At 64.7% G+C, this 19,607-nt stretch carries 22 protein-coding genes and 1 riboswitch; of the genes, 2 read left to right on the top strand and 20 right to left on the bottom strand.

Annotation, left to right across the window (positions count from 1 at the left end):
- Window positions 1-48: 48 nt before the first annotated feature.
- The 15 genes from V3314_RS09925 to cobO form a co-directional block, all read right to left on the bottom strand.
- Window positions 49-600 (bottom strand): hypothetical protein, encoded by a 552-nt coding sequence (locus V3314_RS09925; RefSeq protein WP_085602047.1) that lies wholly within the window; start codon window positions 598-600, stop codon window positions 49-51.
- 46 nt (window positions 601-646) lie between these two features.
- Window positions 647-769, bottom strand: a complete 123-nt coding sequence (locus V3314_RS09920; RefSeq protein WP_256573786.1) for a hypothetical protein — start codon at window positions 767-769, stop codon at window positions 647-649.
- Window positions 766-1,959 carry an MFS transporter gene (locus V3314_RS09915; RefSeq protein WP_181381671.1) on the bottom strand — a complete coding sequence of 398 codons (1,194 nt, stop codon included), beginning with the start codon at window positions 1,957-1,959 and terminating at the stop codon, window positions 766-768. Before V3314_RS09915 ends, V3314_RS09920 begins: the two co-directional genes overlap by 4 nt.
- Before the next feature lie 72 nt (window positions 1,960-2,031).
- Window positions 2,032-2,436: a MarR family winged helix-turn-helix transcriptional regulator gene (locus V3314_RS09910; RefSeq protein ID WP_046617187.1), complete on the bottom strand. Its 405-nt coding sequence runs from the start codon at window positions 2,434-2,436 to the stop codon at window positions 2,032-2,034.
- Window positions 2,437-2,641: 205 nt separating this feature from the next.
- Window positions 2,642-3,760, bottom strand: a complete 1,119-nt coding sequence (locus tag V3314_RS09905) for a cellulase family glycosylhydrolase (protein WP_200900023.1) — start codon at window positions 3,758-3,760, stop codon at window positions 2,642-2,644.
- A gap of 223 nt (window positions 3,761-3,983) precedes the next feature.
- Window positions 3,984-4,706 carry an adenosylcobinamide-GDP ribazoletransferase gene (locus tag V3314_RS09900; protein WP_046617185.1) on the bottom strand — a complete coding sequence of 241 codons (723 nt, stop codon included), beginning with the start codon at window positions 4,704-4,706 and terminating at the stop codon, window positions 3,984-3,986.
- 1 nt (window position 4,707) lies between these two features.
- Window positions 4,708-5,274: an alpha-ribazole phosphatase family protein gene (gene cobC / locus V3314_RS09895; protein WP_046617184.1), complete on the bottom strand. Its 567-nt coding sequence runs from the start codon at window positions 5,272-5,274 to the stop codon at window positions 4,708-4,710.
- Window positions 5,271-6,326, bottom strand: a complete 1,056-nt coding sequence (gene cobT / locus V3314_RS09890; RefSeq protein ID WP_046617183.1) for a nicotinate-nucleotide--dimethylbenzimidazole phosphoribosyltransferase — start codon at window positions 6,324-6,326, stop codon at window positions 5,271-5,273. Before cobT ends, cobC begins: the two co-directional genes overlap by 4 nt.
- Window positions 6,323-6,844 carry a bifunctional adenosylcobinamide kinase/adenosylcobinamide-phosphate guanylyltransferase gene (gene cobU, locus V3314_RS09885; RefSeq protein ID WP_046617182.1) on the bottom strand — a complete coding sequence of 174 codons (522 nt, stop codon included), beginning with the start codon at window positions 6,842-6,844 and terminating at the stop codon, window positions 6,323-6,325. Before cobU ends, cobT begins: the two co-directional genes overlap by 4 nt.
- A gap of 1 nt (window position 6,845) precedes the next feature.
- On the bottom strand, window positions 6,846-8,300 hold the full coding sequence (locus V3314_RS09880) for a cobyric acid synthase (protein ID WP_046617181.1): 1,455 nt from the start codon (window positions 8,298-8,300) through the stop codon (window positions 6,846-6,848).
- Complete coding sequence (gene cobD, locus V3314_RS09875; protein ID WP_338460179.1) at window positions 8,297-9,289, bottom strand: threonine-phosphate decarboxylase CobD; 993 nt, start codon at window positions 9,287-9,289, stop codon at window positions 8,297-8,299. Before cobD ends, V3314_RS09880 begins: the two co-directional genes overlap by 4 nt.
- Window positions 9,282-10,190, bottom strand: coding sequence for an adenosylcobinamide-phosphate synthase CbiB (gene cbiB, locus V3314_RS09870; RefSeq protein ID WP_338460178.1), 909 nt, complete (start codon window positions 10,188-10,190; stop codon window positions 9,282-9,284). The genes cobD and cbiB overlap by 8 nt, the downstream gene beginning before the upstream one ends.
- Entirely contained in the window at window positions 10,187-10,837 is a 651-nt protein-coding gene (gene bluB / locus V3314_RS09865) for a 5,6-dimethylbenzimidazole synthase (RefSeq protein WP_046617178.1), read from the bottom strand. The genes cbiB and bluB overlap by 4 nt, the downstream gene beginning before the upstream one ends.
- A complete protein-coding gene (locus V3314_RS09860) occupies window positions 10,834-12,126 on the bottom strand; it encodes a cobyrinate a,c-diamide synthase (protein ID WP_085602055.1) in 1,293 nt (430 codons plus the stop codon). The genes bluB and V3314_RS09860 overlap by 4 nt, the downstream gene beginning before the upstream one ends.
- Complete coding sequence (gene cobO, locus V3314_RS09855; RefSeq protein WP_013971375.1) at window positions 12,123-12,734, bottom strand: cob(I)yrinic acid a,c-diamide adenosyltransferase; 612 nt, start codon at window positions 12,732-12,734, stop codon at window positions 12,123-12,125. Before cobO ends, V3314_RS09860 begins: the two co-directional genes overlap by 4 nt.
- A 119-nt stretch (window positions 12,735-12,853) precedes the next feature.
- A riboswitch (cobalamin riboswitch) is annotated at window positions 12,854-13,074 on the bottom strand.
- Window positions 13,075-13,241: 167 nt separating this feature from the next.
- On the opposite strand from cobO, the gene V3314_RS09850 reads away from it, so the two are divergent.
- Window positions 13,242-13,820, top strand: coding sequence for a hypothetical protein (locus V3314_RS09850; protein ID WP_085602056.1), 579 nt, complete (start codon window positions 13,242-13,244; stop codon window positions 13,818-13,820).
- Between the two features lie 192 nt (window positions 13,821-14,012).
- On the opposite strand, the gene V3314_RS09845 is transcribed toward V3314_RS09850, so the two are convergent.
- Complete coding sequence (locus V3314_RS09845) at window positions 14,013-14,207, bottom strand: hypothetical protein (RefSeq protein ID WP_338460177.1); 195 nt, start codon at window positions 14,205-14,207, stop codon at window positions 14,013-14,015.
- A 695-nt stretch (window positions 14,208-14,902) separates the two neighbouring features.
- On the opposite strand from V3314_RS09845, the gene V3314_RS09840 reads away from it, so the two are divergent.
- Window positions 14,903-16,249 (top strand): sorbosone dehydrogenase family protein, encoded by a 1,347-nt coding sequence (locus V3314_RS09840; protein ID WP_046616666.1) that lies wholly within the window; start codon window positions 14,903-14,905, stop codon window positions 16,247-16,249.
- Here V3314_RS09840 and V3314_RS09835 read toward each other — a convergent pair.
- The 4 genes from V3314_RS09835 to V3314_RS09820 all read right to left on the bottom strand — a co-directional run bounded on the left by V3314_RS09835 (window position 16,215) and on the right by V3314_RS09820 (window position 19,600).
- Entirely contained in the window at window positions 16,215-16,748 is a 534-nt protein-coding gene (locus V3314_RS09835; protein ID WP_046616665.1) for a C40 family peptidase, read from the bottom strand. The genes V3314_RS09840 and V3314_RS09835 overlap by 35 nt on opposite strands.
- 139 nt (window positions 16,749-16,887) lie before the next feature.
- Window positions 16,888-17,541, bottom strand: a complete 654-nt coding sequence (locus V3314_RS09830) for an NlpC/P60 family protein (protein WP_085602061.1) — start codon at window positions 17,539-17,541, stop codon at window positions 16,888-16,890.
- Between the two features lie 125 nt (window positions 17,542-17,666).
- Window positions 17,667-18,374, bottom strand: coding sequence for a DnaA regulatory inactivator Hda (hda, locus tag V3314_RS09825; protein WP_013971369.1), 708 nt, complete (start codon window positions 18,372-18,374; stop codon window positions 17,667-17,669).
- A gap of 152 nt (window positions 18,375-18,526) precedes the next feature.
- Window positions 18,527-19,600, bottom strand: coding sequence for an AI-2E family transporter (locus V3314_RS09820; protein WP_338460176.1), 1,074 nt, complete (start codon window positions 19,598-19,600; stop codon window positions 18,527-18,529).
- Window positions 19,601-19,607 lie beyond the last annotated feature (7 nt).

The raw sequence follows: 19,607 nt of genomic DNA, 5'->3' as shown, positions 1-19,607 counted from the left end.
CGCTGAAAAGCAAGAGCAAGAGCAAGAGCAAGAGCAAGAGCAGCCAGGTTATGGCTGGGAGGCAATGGCCTTTTCAATGGCAGCCCGGAACGCTGGATCATCCGGTTTGGTCAGGCTGGAAAAGTTACCAATTACCTTGCCCTTGCGGTCTACCACGTACTTGTAGAAATTCCACTTCGGCGCACTGCTCTGGCTGGCCAGTTCCGCGAACAGCGGTATCGCATCCGCGCCCCGAACCGCCTGTGTCTTCGTCATGGTAAAGGTCACGCCATAGTTGGCATAACAGACCTTGGCAGTCTTTTCGCTGTCGGCGTCCTCCTGCTTGAAGTCATTGGACGGCACACCAAGCATTTCCAGGCCTTGCTCGTGATATTCCTTGTACGTCGCCTCAAGCCCCTCGAACTGCGGCGCAAAACCGCAGTAACTGGCCGTGTTGACCACCACCAGCGGCTTGCCGGCAAAGCGCTCGCACAGGTCCACCTGCCCCTTGCCCCGCAACTCTGGAAGGCTACCCTGCAACAACGCCGGGCAATCGGCAGCCCAGCTCGATGCGCTGGCAAGCAGGGCCAGCACCGGCACCGTCAACCAATGTGCACGCATGACTCGTTTCTCCCGCAAGACAATTCCTGAACTTGCAGGGTAGCGTCTAACAAACACTCATGCCCAGTTGCATCAACGCCATCCCGCCCTTGTGCCAACCCCACCAAACCAGCGCCAGCAGCAACAGGGCGGCAACGGCCAGTAGACCACGCGCCACGTAGCGGTTCATGCAGCCTGAGCCTGAAGCCGGGCGACCGGGCGTTCGCGCACGGGCCAGTTGAGGGCGGCAGCCAGCAGGCTGAGCAGGATGGAAATCTGCCAGACCAGGTCGTAGCTGCCGGTGCGGTCATACACCACTCCGCCCAACCAGCCGCCCAGGAAGGCGCCCAACTGGTGGAACAGGAAGACGATACCGCCAAGCATGGACAGGTTGCGCACGCCGAACACGCTGGCCACCGTGCCGTTGGTCAATGGCACCGTGGACAACCACAGCAGGCCCATGGCGATGCCGAACAGGTAAGCGCTGACTTCAGTCACCGGCGCCCAGAGGAACAGCACGATCACTACCGCACGCAGCAGGTACAATCCGGTCAGCAGGCGCGGCTTGGACATGCGCCCGCCCAGCCAGCCAGCGGTGAAGGTACCGACGATATTGAACAGGCCTACCAGCGCCAGCACTGTTGTGCCGGTGGTCGCGGCCAAGTGTTGGTCGACCAGGTAGGCTGGCAGGTGCACGCCAATGAACACAACCTGAAAACCACAAACGAAAAAGCCCAGCGCCAGTAACCAGAAGCCGGAGTGCGAGCACGCCTCGCGCAAGGCCTGGCCCAGGGTCTGTTCGGCACCGTGAGTGGGCAGCGGCCGGTCGCGCAGCAGGCCGACGAAGGGCACGATCAGCGCCACCATCAGGCCCAACACCAGCAACGCAGCGGACCAGCCCAGCCACTGGATCAGGCCGAGGGTGCCCGGCAACATGGCGAACTGGCCGAAAGAACCGGCAGCGCTGGCAATGCCCATGGCCATGCTGCGCTTTTCAGCCGGCACGGCACGCCCAACCACACCGAGGATGACCGAGAACGAGGTGCCGGACAGACCGATGCCGATCAGCAAGCCGGCACTCAGCGACAACGACCAGGCCGAGTCGGCCATGCCCATCAGCACCAACCCGGCAGCGTAGAGAATACCGCCAATGATCACCACCCGCGCCGCGCCCATGCGGTCGGCCAGGGCGCCGGCGAACGGCTGCGCAAGCCCCCAGATCAAGTTCTGCAAGGCAATGGCGAAGGCGAACACCTCACGCCCCCAGCCGAAGTCCGCGCTCATCGGCGCCAGGAACAGGCCAAAGCCGTGCCGTACACCCAGGGATAGTGCCAGAATCAGCGCTGCCCCCACCAATACCCACCCGCTGGTTCGCCACACCGAAGTCATTGTCGTTATCTCCAGCACATCGCAAGGTTTTACGGGTATATACCCGCTTATAGTCGTATCAATTCAAGCCAGCTGGTTCAGCAAACGCACCAGTTCATCCCGCTGCCCTGCCCCCAGCCGCTCCACCAGTTCGGCCTGTGCCTGTTCCCAGGCTGGATGGGCAGCGTGCAGCAGCTGGGTACCGGCCTCGGTCAGCAGCACCACACGGTTGCGCTGATCGTCACCATCGGCCAAGGCCACCAGCCCTTCAGCCTCCAGCACCCGCAGGTTGCGGCCCAGGGTACTACGCTCCAGGCCCATGGCCTCTGCCAACGTGGTGATACTAGGGCGATCGAGCCGCTGCAAATGACGCAACAGGGAAAACTGGGCGACATTGACCCCGAAGCCGGCAAGGGCCTCGTCGTAATGCCGGCTCACCCCACGGGCGGCACGACGCAGATGGGTGCAGATGCATTCACTGGTCAACATGAATACGTGTATATACCCGCGTCATGTGTGTTGCAAGAGATTTCACTATGTCCCTCTGCCCTAATGCCTGCCACATCGCATTAATGGGGCTGCTACGCAGCCCATCGCCGGCAAGCCAGCTCCCAAAGGTAAAGCGTTGCTCTCGAGGTTGTCGCTCTACCTGTGGGAGCTGGCTTGCCGGCGATGGGCCGTAAAGCGGCCCCAATTACTCAACCAGGTTCAAGCGACGGCGAATAGGCTCGAACTCTACTGTAGCCTTGCGCGCCAGCGGGTCTGGAGCGCCCTGCTCGATTGCCTGCCAGTAGCGCCACGGCACCTTGGCCGAGCCCAGTTCGTAGTCCATGCCGTCCCAGTTATCTTCTCGGAAGCTGTAGAAGGCCCAGTGCAACCGGTGGCGATCCAGCACGCTGAGCACGTCTTCCAGGTATTGCCGGCAGCCCGGCAGCCTGCGCATACAGCCGAACTCGCCCACCACCAACCGCGAGCGGGGCACGTTCATGGACTCGGCCCAGTTCAGCGGATGGCGCAGGTATTGCGCCACACGCTGGCCATCCCACTGCTGCGTCTGCCCCGCGAACGGTGCCGGGCCGGGATAGGCGATGGGTTGCTTGCGCGTCATGTTCGGTGCACTGGTCACCAGATAGGGCTCGTACATGTGCACGCTGTACAGCACCCGCAGGTCTTCCAGAGGTGCCGGCCAGTAACCGAAGGCGTCGGCGGCGGCGAACCAGCCGGCATCGAGCATGACCGGCGTATCCGCGTCCTCTTCACGAATGGCCGCTATCAACTGCCGATACAGGGCTGGCAGATCACGCGCACTGCCCTGCCGCCGTGCATACCACTGCTGCATTTGCCCTGGGTCGGCATGCTCGGCCAGGCCACCTTGCTTCTCCGGGGCGGGCTCGTTGACCAGGTTGTAGGCGGCGATAGCCGGGTGATCTTTCAGCTCACGGGCCAGATCCCGCCAGAAGGCCGCAGCCTGCAACCAGTAACGTTTGTCCTGCCAAAGGCGGTCGTCGAACTGGCCCTGGTTGTTTTGCGACCAGCGCATGCCGGGTAGCGAGAGCGGTGCGATGACCACCTTGAGGCCGGCCTGATGGGCGCGATCGAGGGTGGCTCGCAGCGTGGCCAGGTCGGCCGCAGACAGGCCTTGAAAGGCGTCGGCATCGCCGAGGAGGAAGTCGCGTTCCGCCGGCTGCCATTTGTCGTAGGACAGCCGCACCCAGGTTGCGCCATAACCGCTCAAGGCGTCGAAGTAGGCTTGATCAGGCGGCAGCCGGTTGAAGCTGTTGCCACCGTGGCGGGGGGTGTTCCAGAAAGCCATGAGATCGGCTGCCATGGCAGCAGACCCCATCGCCAACAAAAACGCAGCGAGAATGACATGACGCATGGTGCCGACACTCCTCGACAGTTTGCGGGAGGGGCAAGCATACGCCAGTGAAAAGATGCCGGTTCTTGCTGATTTTTTCAGGAATTTACCGACACGTTAGGCTCAGAAACGCCCTACAGAAACATCCTGCTTGCGCGGTTACTTGCAGGAGCAAGGCTCAGAGGCCCAACGCCAACCCCAGCACCACGGCCAGTTCGAGCAACTCCAGCATTGCACCAGCGGTATCGCCGGTAGTCCCGCCCAGGCGCCGGCACATCAGTTGTCGCAACCAGGCAAACACCGCCAACGCCAGCACCACGACCCACCCGCCCAGGACCAGACAAAAAAGCACACAGCCCAGCAGCACCCAGCCGGCCGCATGCCGGGGCAGGTGCTCGGCCAGCGCTTGCCCCAAACCCCCCTGCCGTACATAAGGCGTACTCAGGAACAACCCAAGCATCGCCGCCCGCCCGATCAACGGTGCCAGTAGCAACTGCGCGCCAGTGCCCTGCTCGACCAGCACCCACAACGCGCAGAACTTCAGCAACAGCACCAGCACCAGCGTAACCACGGCAATCGGCCCGCTACGCGGGTCCTTCATGATCAGCAGGGTGCGTTCGCGGTCACCGAAACCACCCAGCCAGGCGTCGGCGCTGTCCGCCAGGCCATCCAGATGCAACGCGCCACTGAGCAACACCCACAACGTCAGCAGCAGGGCCGCGTGCAGCGGCGTCGGTGTGCCCTGCAGCAGGTGGCTGGCCAGCCACAGCAACAGGCCGAACAGCAGCCCGACCAGCGGGTAGCAGAGCAGCGAGCGCCCCACCTCACGCGGCGCCGGCATGCCCGGCAGACTCACCGGCAGGCTGCTGAGAAACTGCAAGGCAATCCACAACGGCAACATTTCAGCGCCCCTCGACCAACTGGCCGTCGTCACCCGAAACCAATCGCATCAGCGCAGCGTGGCCGACTTCGACCTGCAGCAACTGTGCCCTGGGCAAGCCACGAGCACGGGCCAGTAACAGCCGCATCACGCCGCCATGGGTGACCAGCAGCACACGCTTGCCAGCATGCTGACGGCTCAGGCGCTCGACTGCCGCCAGTACACGTTCGGCGAACGCCTCGACCGGCTCGCCATTGGGCGGTGTAAACGCGTAAGGGTCCGCCCAGAAGCGCCCCAGCGCGTCCGCCTGGTCTTCCATGATCTGCGCCGCGCTGCGGCCCTCCCAGTCGCCAAAATGCAGCTCCTGCAACGCCGCTTCGCGCTGTACCGGCAGGTTCAGCCGCTCGCCCAGCTCCTCGGCAAAACGTGCGCAGCGCTGCAGCGGAGAACTGACCAACACCTCCCAAGGCCCGGCCTCGGCCACGGCGCCACGCATCTGCGCCCAGCCCTTGTCGGTCAAGGCATCATCAAGGCTGCCACGCAAGCCGCCCTGTTCCGTTTCGCCATGGCGCAGCAAGTCGAGGATCATGCCGGGCGGTCCGCCACTGCAGCCTCGGCGAAGGTCGCCATCTGCCCATGCAACGCACAGGCCAGGCGCAACAGCGGTACGGCCAGGGCAGCCCCACTGCCCTCGCCCAGACGCAGGCCCAGGGCCAGCAACGGCTCGGCCTGCAACGTGTCGAGCACAGCTTTGTGCCCAGGCTCTGCGCCTTGGTGGGCGAACAGCAGCCAGGCCCGGCACTGCGGGTTGAGGCGCACCGCCAGCAGCGCGGCGACGCTGCAAATGAAGCCGTCCACCAGCACCGCGACACCCGCCTGCGCACAACCAATGTAGGCACCGGCAAGGGCCGCGATCTCGAAACCACCGACACAGCCCAGTGCCTGCAATGGATCGTTGGCGTTCAGGCCATGCAGGCTCAGCGCCCGTTCGATGACCTCGGCCTTGTGCCGCACCCCGGCGTGGTCCAGGCCGGTACCCGGGCCACTCAACTCAGCCGGCGGGCAACCCAGCAAGACGCTGGCCAGGGCAGCGGCAGCCGTGGTGTTGCCAATACCCATCTCGCCACCGATGAACAGCTGCGCGCCCTGTTCGGCGGCGCGCAGGGCACTGTCGCGGCCAGCCTGCAGGGCAGCCTGCAGCTGGCCCTCGGTCATCGCTGGCTGGCGGGCGAAGTTGGCGGTACCGGCACCCAGGCGCAGATGGCGCACGCCAGGCAGTTCCAGGTGCGGGTCGATGGTGCCCAGGTCGACCACTTCCAGGCTTGCCTGCAGTTGGCGCGCCAGCACGCTGATGGCCGCGCCACCACCGACGAAGTTGCGCAGCATCTGCCCGGTCACCGCTTGCGGGTAGGCCGAAATACCTTCCTCGACCACACCGTGGTCACCGGCAAAGATGCTGATTGCGGCGTGATCCAAGGTCGGCCGTTCACACCCCTGCAGGCCGGCCAGTTGTATGGCCAAACCTTCAAGCTGGCCGAGCGAACCGGCAGGTTTGGTCAGCTGCTGCTGACGGGCGCGGGCCTGGTCCATGGCGGCGTTGTCGAGGGGTTGGCAGGCGTCACGCCACCAGGCTTGGGTCATAGTGCAGGTCCTTTGAGCATTAGGGGCAGGCCGGCCACGGTCAGCACCACACGCTGACAGCGTTCAGCCACGGCCTGGTGCAGCCAGCCAGCCAGGTCGACATAGCGCCGGGTCAGCTCGCCCATGGGCACGACGCCCAGGCCGGTTTCGTTACTGACCAGAATGACCGTGCCCGGCAACTGTTCCAGGCAGGCCAGCAGCGCATCGCGCTCCTCGGCCAGGCGCTGGTCGTCTTCGAGCATCAGCAGGTTGGTAAGCCACAGGGTCAGGCAATCCACCAGAAGGCAGTGCCCTTCGGCCGCTTCGGCGCGCAGTGCCGCGGCCAGGGCCAGAGGTTCTTCGATCAACCCCCAGTCATCGGGGCGACGCTGGCGGTGCAGCAGCACGCGTTCGTTCATTTCACCATCCAGCGGCTGGCTGGTGGCGATGTAGGTCACCGGCAGGCCACTGGCGCTGGCCAACTGTTCGGCTAGGCGGCTCTTGCCCGAGCGGGCGCCGCCGAGGATCAGGTTGAGCATGTCAGGCCACCCCACAGAGCTGGCGCAGGCGCGCGGTGTCCAGGTGCTTTTCCACCAGGTCGGCCAGGCGCTCGATATCGCGTTCGCGCAGGGCCTGGTAATCGACGGCCTGCACATCCTCCAGACCCGCCCAGCGCAGCAGCGCCGCACACGACTGGCTGCCTTCGAACAGGCCGTGCAGGTAGGTAGCAAGTATCTGGCCATCAGCGCTGACAGCACCATCGCAACGGCCATCGGCAAGTTGCACGGCTGGCTGCTCCAGGGCAGGCCCGGTGGTGACGCCGGCATGAATTTCATACCCTGCAACCGGGGCTGCTTCCAGGTTCAGCGTGCCGGCAACGTTGCGCAGTTGCTTCTCGGCTTCGAGCACCGTGGCGTAATCAAGCAGGCCAAGCCCCGGGCTGAAGCCGGCGGCCCCTTCGAGACCAAGCGGGTCATGTACTTCGCGGCCCAGCATCTGCAGGCCACCGCAGATCCCGATCAGCTTGCCGCCATAGCGCAGGTGCCGGTCGATGGCCTTGTCCCAACCGCGCTCACGCAGTTGCGCCAAGTCGCCGCGCACACTCTTGGACCCGGGCAGGATGATCAGGTCGGCGGCCGGTATCGGCTGACCCGGGCCAATGAACTGCAGGTCCACCTGGGGGTGCAGGCGCAGTGGGTCGAAGTCGGTATGGTTGCTGATACGCGGCAGCACCGGGACGATCACCTTGAGCACGCGCTCGGCCTTTGCCCCCTGGCGTGCGTCGATGCCGTCTTCGGCTTCCAGATGCAGGTCGTTAACATACGGCAGCACGCCCAGTACCGGCTTGCCGGTGCGCTGCTCCAGCCAGTCCAGCCCCGGCTGCAGCAAGGCGATGTCGCCGCGGAAGCGGTTGATGACAAAGCCCTTTACCCGCGCCTGCTCACTGGGTGACAGCAGTTCCAGAGTGCCGACCAGATGGGCGAAAACACCACCACGATTGATGTCGGCAACCAGGATCACCGGGCAGTCCACCGCTTCGGCAAAGCCCATGTTGGCAATGTCCCCGGCACGCAGGTTGATCTCCGCTGGCGAGCCCGCACCTTCGACCATGACCACCGGCCAGGCAGCACTCAGGCGCTGGTGGGAAGCCAGCACCGCCTGCATGGCGATAGCCTTGTAGTCGTGGTAGGCCACCGCGTTCATGCTGGTGACGGCGCGGCCATGGATGATCACCTGGGCGCCGGTATCGCTGTTGGGCTTGAGCAGCACCGGGTTCATGTCGGTATGCGGTTGCAGGCGGCAGGCCTGGGCCTGCACTGCCTGGGCCCGGCCGATTTCACCGCCGTCGGCGGTCACCGCGCTGTTCAGCGCCATGTTCTGCGGCTTGAACGGCACCACGCCAACGCCCTGGCGCAACAGCCAGCGGCACAGCGCGGTCACCAGCGTGCTTTTGCCGGCGTCGGAGGTGGTGCCTTGCACCATGAGGGTGGTCATGCCATTTCCTTCTGATAGGCCGCCAGGGCCTGGGCCAGGCGCTGTTCGTCGGCCGCACAGGCTGGCAGCCCCAGGCGTATTGCCGGCGGGTGCTCGAACAGCCGCACCAGGATGCCGTGGCGGGCGAGAAAGTCATGCAGTTGCGCAGCCTGCTCGCTGCACACGTACTGGAACAGGTCACAACCGCCGCTGGGCGCCAGGCCGGCGCTACGCAACAGCACCGCCAGCCGCCGGCTGGCTGCAGCGCAGCGTTCGACCTGCACACGCTGGGCGTCGTGGTCGGCCAGGCTGGCCTGGGCCAGCACTCGGGTCGGGCCATTGACGGTCCACGGCCCAAGCAACTCGGCCAGGTGCAGCAGCAGGCTGCGTTCGGCGGCAACGAACCCCAGGCGCACGCCGGCCAGGCCGAAGAACTTGCCGAACGAGCGCAGCACTATCAGCCCCGGGCGCTCGGCACAATCGACCACGCTTTGCGCCGGGGTGTTGTCCATGAACGCTTCGTCGACCAGCAGCCAACCACCGCGGGCTGCCAGGCGGGCGTGCCAATCCAGCAGGCGTTCACGCGGCACCCGGCGGCCGGTGGGGTTGTTGGGGTTGACCAGCACCAGTACGTCGAGGCTGTCGAGCGTCGCCTCGACCTGCGCTTCGTCCAGCTCCAGCAACTGATGCCCCGCCCGTTGCCAGGCGTATGGGTGCTCGGCATAGCAAGGTGTCAACACCCCTACCCGGCCGGCTGCGCGCAACAGCGGCAAGGCCTGGATCGCGGCCTGGGAACCGGCCACTGCCAGCAATTGACGTGCGCCGTAATACGCACGCGCGGCGTCCTCCAGGCCGTCCTCGGTCTCCGGCAGGCGCGCCCAGGCCTCCATGGGAATCGGTGGAATCGGGAAAGGCCATGGCGCAATGCCGCTGGACAGGTCGAGCCACTGCTCGCGAGCGATGCCGTATTGCCGTACCGCCCGCAGCAGGCGGCCTCCGTGTTCAAGCATTGATATAGGCCCCCAGGCAGATCACCAGCAGCCACAGCCATACGCCGCGCTGCACCAGGCCCCAACCGCGTTCGATGGCGTCGGCGTCGGCCATTGGCCCGTCACCCAGGCGTGGCCGCTCATGCAGCTCGCCGTGGTACACCGCCGGGCCACCGAGTTCCACACCTAACGCACCAGCACCGGCGGCCATCACCGGCCCGGCATTGGGGCTGTCCCACAGCGGGCCTTGCTTGCGCCAGCAGGCCAGGGCCAGCCGGGTCTTGCCCAGCAGCGCGTAGGTCAACGCAACCAGCCTGGCAGGAATATAGTTGAGCAAATCGTCGACACGCGCTGCGCACCAGCCAAAGCGCTCGAAGCGCTCGTTGCGATAGCCCCACATGGCATCCAGGGTGTTGCTCAGGCGGTACAGCACCACGCCCGGCGCGCCTGCGACCACGAACCAGAACAGCGCGGCGAATACCGCATCGCTGCCATTCTCCAGCACCGATTCGGTGGCCGCCCGGGCCACCGCAGATTCGTCCAGTTCGCGGGTTTCGCGGCTGACCAGGTAGCCCACACGGCGCCGTGCTTCTTGCAGGTCACCCTGGCGCAAGGCACTGGCCACCGGCAACACGTGCTCGCCCAGGCTGCGCAGCCCGACGGCGCAGTACAGCGCCAGCACGTCGACCAACCAGCCGATGTACGGCAGCCAAGAGAGGATCAGCGCCACCAGGGTAAGCGGCACCACGGCCAGGAACCATGCGCTTACCCCGTGGCTGCGCCAGCCGCGCCCTCCGGCATTCAGGCGGCGCTCGAGGTTACCGGCCATGTTGCCGAAGGCCACCAGCGGGTGGCGCCGCTGCGGTTCGCCCAGCAGGGCATCCAGGGCCACCCCAGCCACGGTCAGCAAGGCCACGCTCATTGGAGCTCTCCCCATTGGTTCTCAAAGAGCATTTCACTCAAGGGCCGTTCCTCGGCCCAGTTTTCCAGCACCAGCATCGGTGCCGGGTAGAACTCGGTCACCGGCCCCAGGCACAGCACTGCGACCGGCTTGGCCCCGGCCGGCATGCCCAGCAGCGCCCCCAGCGCCTGCGGGTCGAACAGCGACACCCAGCCCATGCCCAGGCCTTCGCCACGGGCTGCCAGCCACAGGTTCTGGATGGCGCAGGCCAGCGAGGCCAGGTCCATTTCCGGCAGGGTGCGGCGGCCGAAGATATGCGGCTCGCGGTTGTCCATCAGGGCGGCCACCAGCAGCTCGGCGCAGTCGTTGATGCCTTCCACCTTCAGCTTCATGAAGGCGTCGGAACGTTCGCCCAAAGCTTCGGCGGTAAGCACCCGCTCTGCTTCCACCAAGGCCTGGATGCGCGCACGCAGGTCGCGCCGGGTGATGCGGATGAAACGCCAGGGCTGCATCAACCCGACGCTGGGCGCCTGGTGCGCGGCAGCCAACAGGCGGCCCAGCACTTCCGGGGCCACTTCGCCACCGGCGAAATGGCGCATGTCACGGCGTTCGCCGATGGCCCGGTAGATCGCGGCGCGCTCGGCGTCGCTGTAGGCGTGTTCGCTCATGGTCGCAATAGCGCCGCCGCCGCGTCCGGGTTGGAGGGGAAGTAGAAGTGCACGTAGGACGCCGTCAGCCGACCCAGGCGGTAAACCGCTTCGTTGCCACGCCCGCCGTTGGGGCTCAGGCCACGCGCAATCGGCTGCAGTGCGGTATTGGTCAGCGAATGGTGATAGGTGTGCCCGCGCAAGGTGCCTTCCGGCAGCTCCACCGCCTGCAGGGCCAAGGCAGCCAGGCGCTTCTGCATGGTTGCCTCGCCAGGCAGCAGGCCAAGCAGTTCGGCACGCTCGCCGGCCACGTCGGTCAGGGCATCGAGCAGGTACAACATGCCGCCGCACTCGGCCAGCAACGGTTTGCCCTGGGCGTGGTGGGCGCGTATAGCCTCGCTCATCGGCGCATTGGCGGCCAGGGCGTGGTGGTGCAGCTCGGGATAACCGCCCGGCAGATACAGGCTGTCCACTGCCGGCAGTTCGCGGTCGTGCAGCGGCGAGAAGAACTCGAGCTGTGCGCCCAGGTTGCGCAGCAGGTCGAGGTTGGCGCCATAGGTGAAGGCGAAGGCCTCGTCCCGCGCCACGCCAATGCGCACACCGGCCAACGAGGCAGTACTGGCTTGCGGCTCGGGTTCGGCAAAGCTCACTGGCGGCGGCAAGGCAGCATCGCAACTGGCGCCAAGCGCCTCGGCAGCGGCATCCAGGCGCATGTCCAGGTCGTTCAGCTCGCTGGCCTGGACCAGCCCCAGGTGGCGGCTGGGCAGCTCTATACCACGCTCGCGGGACAAGCCGCCGTACCAGCGCAGGCCCTCGGTCAGGCTACCTTCCAGCAGTTGCGCGTGGCGCAGGCTACCCACCCGGTTGGCCAGCACACCGGCAAACGGCAGGTCAGCCTGGTAACGTGCCAGGCCCAGGGCCAGGGCGCCGAATGTCTGGGCCATGGCCGTGCCGTCGATCACCGCCAGCACCGGCACCCCGAAGTGGCGCGCCAGGTCGGCGCTGGACGGCGTGCCGTCGAACAGCCCCATCACCCCTTCGATCAGGATCAGGTCGGCCTCGCCGGCGGCTTCCCACAGCAGGCGGCGGCTTTCCTCGGCGCCGATCATCCACAGGTCGAGCTGGTACACCGGCGCGCCGCTGGCCCGCTCGAGGATCATCGGGTCAAGAAAGTCGGGCCCGCACTTGAACACCCGCACCTTGCGCCCGAGGTTGCGGTGCAGGCGGGCCAGGGCGGCGGTGACGGTGGTCTTGCCCTGGCCAGAGGCCGGTGCCGCGATCAGCACGGCGGGGCAATGGCGCTGGCTCACAGTTCCACGCCCTTCTGTGCACGGATGCCAGCCTGGAACGCGTGCTTGAGCATGCCCATCTCGGTCACGGTGTCGGCCAGTTCGATCATCTCGGGTTTCGCGGCACGGCCAGTGACGATCACATGCTGCATTGGTGGGCGGGCCTGGATGTCCGACAGCACCTGGTCAAGGTCGAGGTAGCCGTGCTTGAGGGCGATGTTCAGTTCATCGAGCACCACGAACTGCACGCTCGGGTCTTGCAGCAACTGGCGCGACACGGCCCAGGCAGCTTCGGCGGCAGCGATGTCGCGCTGGCGGTCCTGGGTTTCCCAGGTAAAGCCCTCGCCCATCACGTGGTAGCGCACCTGCTCGGGGAAGCGGCGGAAGAACAGCTCCTCGCCGGTGCTGTTGCGGCCTTTGATGAACTGCACCACACCGCACTGCATGCCATGGCCCAGGGCGCGTGCGAGCATACCGAAAGCCGAGCTGCTCTTGCCCTTGCCATTGCCGGTCAGCACCAGCAGCAGGCCGCATTCGTTTGGGGAATTGGCGATGCGTTCGTCGATGATCGCCTTCTTGCGCTGCATGCGCGCCAGGTGGCGTTCGTCGCGTTCGGTGGATTCGCTCATCAGGGTTCTCCGCTGGCTGGCACCACGGCAACGCGCAGCGACAGGTAAAAGGCGGGCACACGGAGAACGCGCAGGGGCCGTGGCCGTACGCCACGGTGCACCGCGCATCACCCTCCGTGATGCCGTTGGCAGTATCAGGCCGGTCTCCGGGCTTGTGAGCGGGTCTTGGCCCAAGCCTGCGCGCCTTCCCGGGTGCTGACACCCAGTGGCCCTGCGCGGCCGCGACTCACCTACCGTTGCGGGGGCAGCGCCGGAATCGCGCCATGCTGGCACCCACCGGCTTCCCAGTTTCACCCTGCCCAGTCGGGGCTGGCAGGGCACCTGAAACACGCGCGAAGGTTAGAGGGTTGCACCGGGAGCGTCAATCGAAGCAGGCCGCTTTGCAGTCGAACAGGCACGGCCTGGGTAATGGCCAATTTACCTGGTTGTGCCACACTGGAGGCAGTGATATCACATAGCCATCATTTTCGGCTGAACGCGATTACAACGATAACAGGAGAGCGCAGCATGCGAGGCCAGATCATCAACAACCCGCGCCTGGAGTTTCTCGCCCCGGTGCTGGAGCGCTGGGGCGACTGCATCGACCGCTTCAACCGGTTTGCTGGCGATGCGGAAGCACCTTACTGGCATGGCGCCGCCGCCAATACCGGGCTGCTTGCCGCAGCGGCGTGGCAGGCTGAACTGGCGGCGCTGCAGCAGTTTGCCGGCAAGAAGCAGCGCGACGAAGGCGAACACGAAGGGCGCTGCGACCTGTCGATCAGCAGTGCCGATGAAGCGCTGTACCTCAGTGTCAGCCAGCGCTGGCCAAAAATCGCCCGGCTTGACATGGCCGAAGCCCTGCAGCAGACCGCTGCCCTCGCGCGCCAGGTGGCCTACCCCAGCCAGTTGAAGGCCGGGGCGCTGTTCATCAGCCCGTGGAAGGCTGGCCAGCATGCCAGCCCCGAGGAACTGCAGGACCTGGTCGACGATCTGCAGAAACATACCGCCTGTGCCATCGCCTGGTACTTCCCGTATGCCTATCGCAAGTTGCACAACGAGCTGGGGCAGTATTTCCCGGGGGTGGCGTTGTTGCTCAAGCAGGCTTGAATCAACTCCGGCTCGGGCCGGGCGACGTGGCTTCTGTGGGAGCGGGCGTGCCCGCGAAGAATCCAGCGCGGTGGCTGGCACCGGCTGCGCCGGTGTTCGCGGGCGCGCCCGCTCCCACAGAGCCCCATTTAAGTTTCCTGTCGTAGTGAAGCGAGCCACCGCAGGTGCCCCACGCACAGCCATCATGAGGAGTCAATCCCGATTACTGGTATTACACGGCTGCGGTTTCTGACGATTTTTGCTTTTGCTCTTGCTCTTGCTCTTGCTCTTGCTCTTGCTCTTGCTCTTGCTCTTGCTCTTGATCTTGATCTTGATCTTGATCTTGATCTTGATCTTCGCGACTTCAGGAGGCCGAGCAGAGGTCTTGCGGAGGGAGGTGACGGGCATGGATGCCCGTCAAGCGCTGAGGCCCCATGGATGGGGCCTGCAGCGCGTACTCCCGGGAGCAAGACCGGCGCGAGGGAACCCCGGAGCGCAGCGGAGGGGCCGGATGATGGGAGCGCAGCGTTTTTTGGTTACTTTTTGTCGCGTTTGACAAAAAGTGACTCGCCGTAAGGGCGAAAAGGTGAGTAAGCGTCGCCATCGTAAATGGACTATGCGCGAGATCAAAACCAGCACTTTTCCGCTCTTCGCTCTTCGCTTTCAAGCGTGGGCATCAACAACAGGGTCAACATTCATTTTCGAAGGTGGCGCTTAATCACCTTTCCGCCCTTACGGCGGGTCACTTTTTGTCAAACGCGACAAAAAGTAACCAAAAAACGCTGGCTCCTATCATCCGGCCCCTACGCTGCGCTCCGGGGTCCCCTCGCTACGGGCCTGCTCCCGGGAGTACGCGCTGCAGGCCCCATCCATGGGGCCTCAGCGCTTGACGGGCATCCATGCCCGTCACCTCCCTCCGCAGTCCCTCCGCTCGGCCTCCTGAAGTCGCAATCGGCGGCGCCTGAACTATTGCGCGCTTAAAAGCAAAAGCAAAAGCAACGGCAAGGCAAGGCAAGGCAAGACAAGACAGTTGGATGGTTCCGGGAACCTGGCGAATGTCACCGACCTCTCAATTCATAGGCCCTGTTAGGAGGTCGCCGCCCATGAAACACCTGACGCCTTGGTTATTGGCCGCCAGCCTGACGGCCTGCGGCGAAACCGCCCTGCTGAATGTACTCGACGGCAGTGGTCCAACGCCCCAGTTGCCTGCTCCGGTCAAGACCACCCTCCCCACGGTGAATATCGCCCCAGCAGTGGGCTGGCCCAAGGACGTCAAGCCCGAAGCAGCACCAGGCACTGAGGTGAAAGCGTTCGCCAGCGGGCTCGACCACCCTCGCTGGCTATACCTGCTACCCAACGGCGACGTGCTGGTGGCCGAAACCAATGCCCCGCCCAAGCCCGAAGATGGCAAGGGCCTGCGCGGTTGGGTAATGAAGAAGGTGATGAAGCGGGCAGGTGCAGGCGTGCCCAGCGCCAACCGCATTATCCTGCTGCGTGATGCCGACCACGACGGCGTCGCCGAAATCCGAACGACCTTCATCGAAGAGCTCAACTCACCGTTCGGCATGGCCCTGGTCGGCAAGGACCTCTACGTCGCCAATACCGACAGGTTGCTGCGTTTTCACTATGAGCCCGGTGCCATGCAAATTCGCAATGAAGGCCAACCGGTGGTCGAGTTGCCAGGCGGGCCGCTCAATCACCACTGGACCAAGAACGTGATCGCCAGCCCTGATGGCAGGAAGCTTTTCGTGACAGTAGGCTCCAACAGCAACGTAGGCGAAAACGGTATGGACAAGGAACAGGGACGCGCCGCGATCTGGGAAGTGGACCCCGCCAGCGGCCAGCACCGCCTGTTCGCCACCGGCCTGCGCAACCCTAACGGCCTGGCCTGGGAGCCGCACAGCGGTGCGTTGTGGACGGCAGTCAACGAGCGTGACGAGATCGGCAGCGATCTGGTACCGGATTACATCACTTCCGTCAAGGACGGCGGTTTCTATGGCTGGCCCTACAGCTACTATGGCAGCCACGTGGACGAGCGAGTGCAACCGCCAGCGCCTGAAAAAGTGGCCCAGGCGCTGGTGCCCGACTACGCAGTGGGTCCACACACGGCATCGCTGGGGCTGGCATTCGCCGAACCGAACGGGCTACCACCGCCCTTCGAACAAGGGGCATTCGTGGGCCAGCACGGGTCGTGGAACCGCAAGCCACACAGTGGCTACAAGGTGATTTTCGTGCCGTTCGACCGGTCAGGAAAACCCTCGGGCAAGCCGGTGGACCTGCTTACCGGGTTTCTTGATGAGCATGGCAAGGCCCAAGGGCGCCCGGTCGGCGTAATCACCGACGGGCGTGGCGGCGTGCTGGTGGCCGATGATGTCGGCAATGTGGTCTGGCGAGTGAGCAAAGCCCCGCCTGTCCTCAGGGGTTCTGCGCCAGATGCCCTTGCGGAATGACGCGCTTGGCCTGCAGGTAAGCCTTGGCCCAGTAGCTGTTGGACAGGTAGTCCAGGCGCACCGTGCCACCGCTGGAAGGTGCATGCACGAAGCGCCCCTCCCCCACATATATGCCGGCATGGCTGACCTGCGAGCCGCCATTGGTGGCGAAGAACACCAGGTCGCCGGACTGCAGCGACTTGGCATCCACGGTTGGCGCGCGCATGACGATCATCTCACGCGTAGAACGCGGCAGGCTTATGCCCGCAGCATCACGGTAGACGTACTTGATCAAGCCACTGCAATCGAAACCGGAATCCGGCGTGTTGCCGCCCCAGCGATAAGGCGTACCCACCAGGCCGATAGCACGCATCAGCACGTCATCGGCAATCGGCGAAGGGCTGGGCTGGCTATAGGTTACCTGCGGCTGTACCACAGGGGCCGGCGCAGGCGCACGGCTGGAGCAGGCAGCCAGCAAGGCTGCCAAGGAGAGAAATGCGAAGCGCGCCATCTTTACCATGGCCAGAACATCCTGTCTGAGTCCGCTGGGCCGCAGCCGAAAAGAATTGAGAATTTAGATTAGACGCTTTCTATAAATGCGCACGGCGGCGAGCTTTTTTCAAAGCATCGCCGCCGCGGCAGGATATATCATTTTGCTATCAGTTGCGCGCGATATTGGTGGTCGGCGCCATGGCCAAGGCACGCTTGGCTTCGATGAAGGTCTTGCTCCAGTAGCGGTCACCGAGGCTGTCGATACGCACGCCACCACTGCGGCGGCTGCTGGAGTGGATGAACTGGTTGTCACCCAGGTAGATACCGGCATGGCTGACGCGGCCGCGCCCGTTGGTGCTGAAGAACAGCAGGTCACCCGGCTTGAGCTTGTTGCGGGCCACCTTCGGGGCATCGACGTTGATCATTTCACGCGTGGAACGCGGCAGGGTAACGCCCGCCTCTTCGCGGAACAGGTAGCCGATGAAACCACTGCAGTCGAAGCCGGACTTCTCCGAGGTACCACCGAAGCGGTAGCGGGTACCGATAAGCGACATGCCGCGCTCGAGAATGCTGTCAGCCAGCGCTGGCAGTTGGTAAGGCTTGCTGCTGGAGAAGGCCTCCAGGTCATCTTCGGTGGCCAGTTCTTCCGGCTCGCCGAATACCGACGAGGAAGAGGCTTTGGCCTTGAACGCCGATTGTGCGGCGATCGGGGTGTGATCCTGGGACTGCGCCTCTGGATTAGAAGCTGGGCCTTGGGCCGCGCAGCCAAAAAGCAGGGTCACGAGTGCGAGTGGCACGAGGGGTGCGAAGCGCTTCAGCATGGGCACGACCGTGTCTGTAATCCTTTAGAAGGGTGAAACTATGCCCTCTATCATGGCCATTTGCAAATTTTATCGAAAAAGATGTGACTTTTTTGTTTTGCCGCTCTGGCCCAGCGTTTTCGGGGTTACCAGCCCAGGGTTTCCTTGAGGAAAGGGATGGTGAGCTTGCGTTGTGCCTGCAACGAGGCCTGATCGAGGCGTTCGAGCAGGTCGAACAACGCACTCATGCTGCGCGCACCGCGGGTGAGGATGAAGTGGCCGACTTCGTCGGTAAGGTGCAGGCCGCGGCGCGAAGCACGCAGTTGCAGGGCTCGCAGCTTGTCTTCGTCGGACAGGCCACGCATCTGGAACACCAGGGCCAGGGTCAGCCGCGACTTCAGGTCGGGTAGCTTGATCGGCAGTTCGCGCGGCGATGCCGAGGCAGCCAGCAGCAGGCGCCTGCCGCTGTCACGCAGGCGGTTGAACAGGTGGAACATGGCCTCTTCCCAGTCAGCCTTGCCGGCGATCACGTGCAGGTCGTCGATGCACACCAGTTCGTACTGGGCCAGGTAGTCGAGCAGCCCTACGCCACGATCGAGCAATTGCGCCAGCGGCAGGTAGACGGCTGGCTCGCCGCGTTGCTGGAAGCGGTGGGTAGCGGCCTGTAGCAGGTGGGTACGGCCAACACCTTGCTTGCCCCACAGGTAGATAAGGCTCTCGGTCCAGCCGGCGTCGGCTTCGCATAGCCGCTCGACGTAGCCCAACGCCGCGGCATTGGCGCCCGGATAGTAGTTGATGAAGGTGGCGTCATCGCGCAGGCGCACACCCAGGGGCAACTGGATCGGTGGTTTCATGCTCGCGGGCGGTCGACAGGACCGCAGGGGGCCTTTGGTGAACAATGTGCAAAGTCTATACCCGCAGCGCGGGGTGCACAATCACGGCTGCGGATAGCACAAGTAAAATCAACAGGTTGCGCCATTATGGGGCTGCGTTGCAGCCCCCAGGATCACAACTCCGGGTCGATATCCCCGGCATACATGTCCGATTCCTTGTACAGGTCATGCACATGCCGCAGCAGCACCATGATCACCGCCGCCACCGGTAACGCCAGCAACACCCCGGTAAAGCCGAACAGCTCACCGCCAGCCAGGATCGCGAAAATCACCGCCACCGGGTGAAGGCCGATACGGTCGCCGACCAGCAGCGGGGTCAGCACCATGCCTTCCAGCGCCTGCCCGACCATGAACACCGCGACGATGCCCAGCATCGGGTACAGGTCGCCGCCGAACTGGAACAGGCCAGCCACCAAGGCAGCACCGATGCCGATGATGAAGCCCATGTACGGCACGATGGCAGCCAACCCGGCGAGCATGCCGATCAGCAGCCCCAGTTCCAGTCCCACCAGCATCAGCCCGGCCGAATAGATGATGCCCAGGGCCACCATCACCATCAATTGCCCGCGCACGAACGCCCCCAGCACCTCATGACATTCGCCCGCCAGGCCCATCACTTGCGGCTCACGCTGGCGCGGCAGCAGGCCGCGCAGCTTGGCCATCATCAGGTCCCAATCGCGCAGCAGATAGAAACCCACCACCGGGATCAGCACCATGTTGGCCAGCCAGGCCATCAGCGCCAGGCCCGAGGCGGTGGCATGGGACAACAGCACGCCGACGATATCGGTGGTCTGGCCCATGTGCGTGCCGATCGCGGCCTTGATCTTGTCGAACTTCCAGAAACCCTCAGCCAGGCCCAGGCGGCTCTGCACCCAGGGCAGCGCCACGTGCTCGAGCCAGTCGAGCATCTGCGGCGCCAGTTCGTACAGGCGCACCAGCTGCTTTGCCAGCAGCGGCACCAACACCAGCAGCAACGCCAGCAACAGCAAGGTGAACAGGCCGAAAACCACCACCACGCCCCAGGTGCGCGACAGCCCCAGGCGCTCCAGGCGGTCGACCAGCGGGTCGGCCAGGTAGGCCAGCAGGATGCCGACCAGGAACGGGGTAAGAATGTTGTGCAGGCTGTAAAGCAGCACAGCGACCAGCAGGGCAACGCCCAGCCAGATCCAACGACGTACGTCGGTCACGGTGTGC

Source organism: Pseudomonas sp. TE3-3-F2023 (assembly GCF_036784815.1).
GTDB classification, from domain to species: domain Bacteria; phylum Pseudomonadota; class Gammaproteobacteria; order Pseudomonadales; family Pseudomonadaceae; genus Aquipseudomonas; species Aquipseudomonas pudica.
Note: the sequence above shows the minus strand (reverse complement) of the source record. Positions and strands in the feature narration are given on the sequence as shown.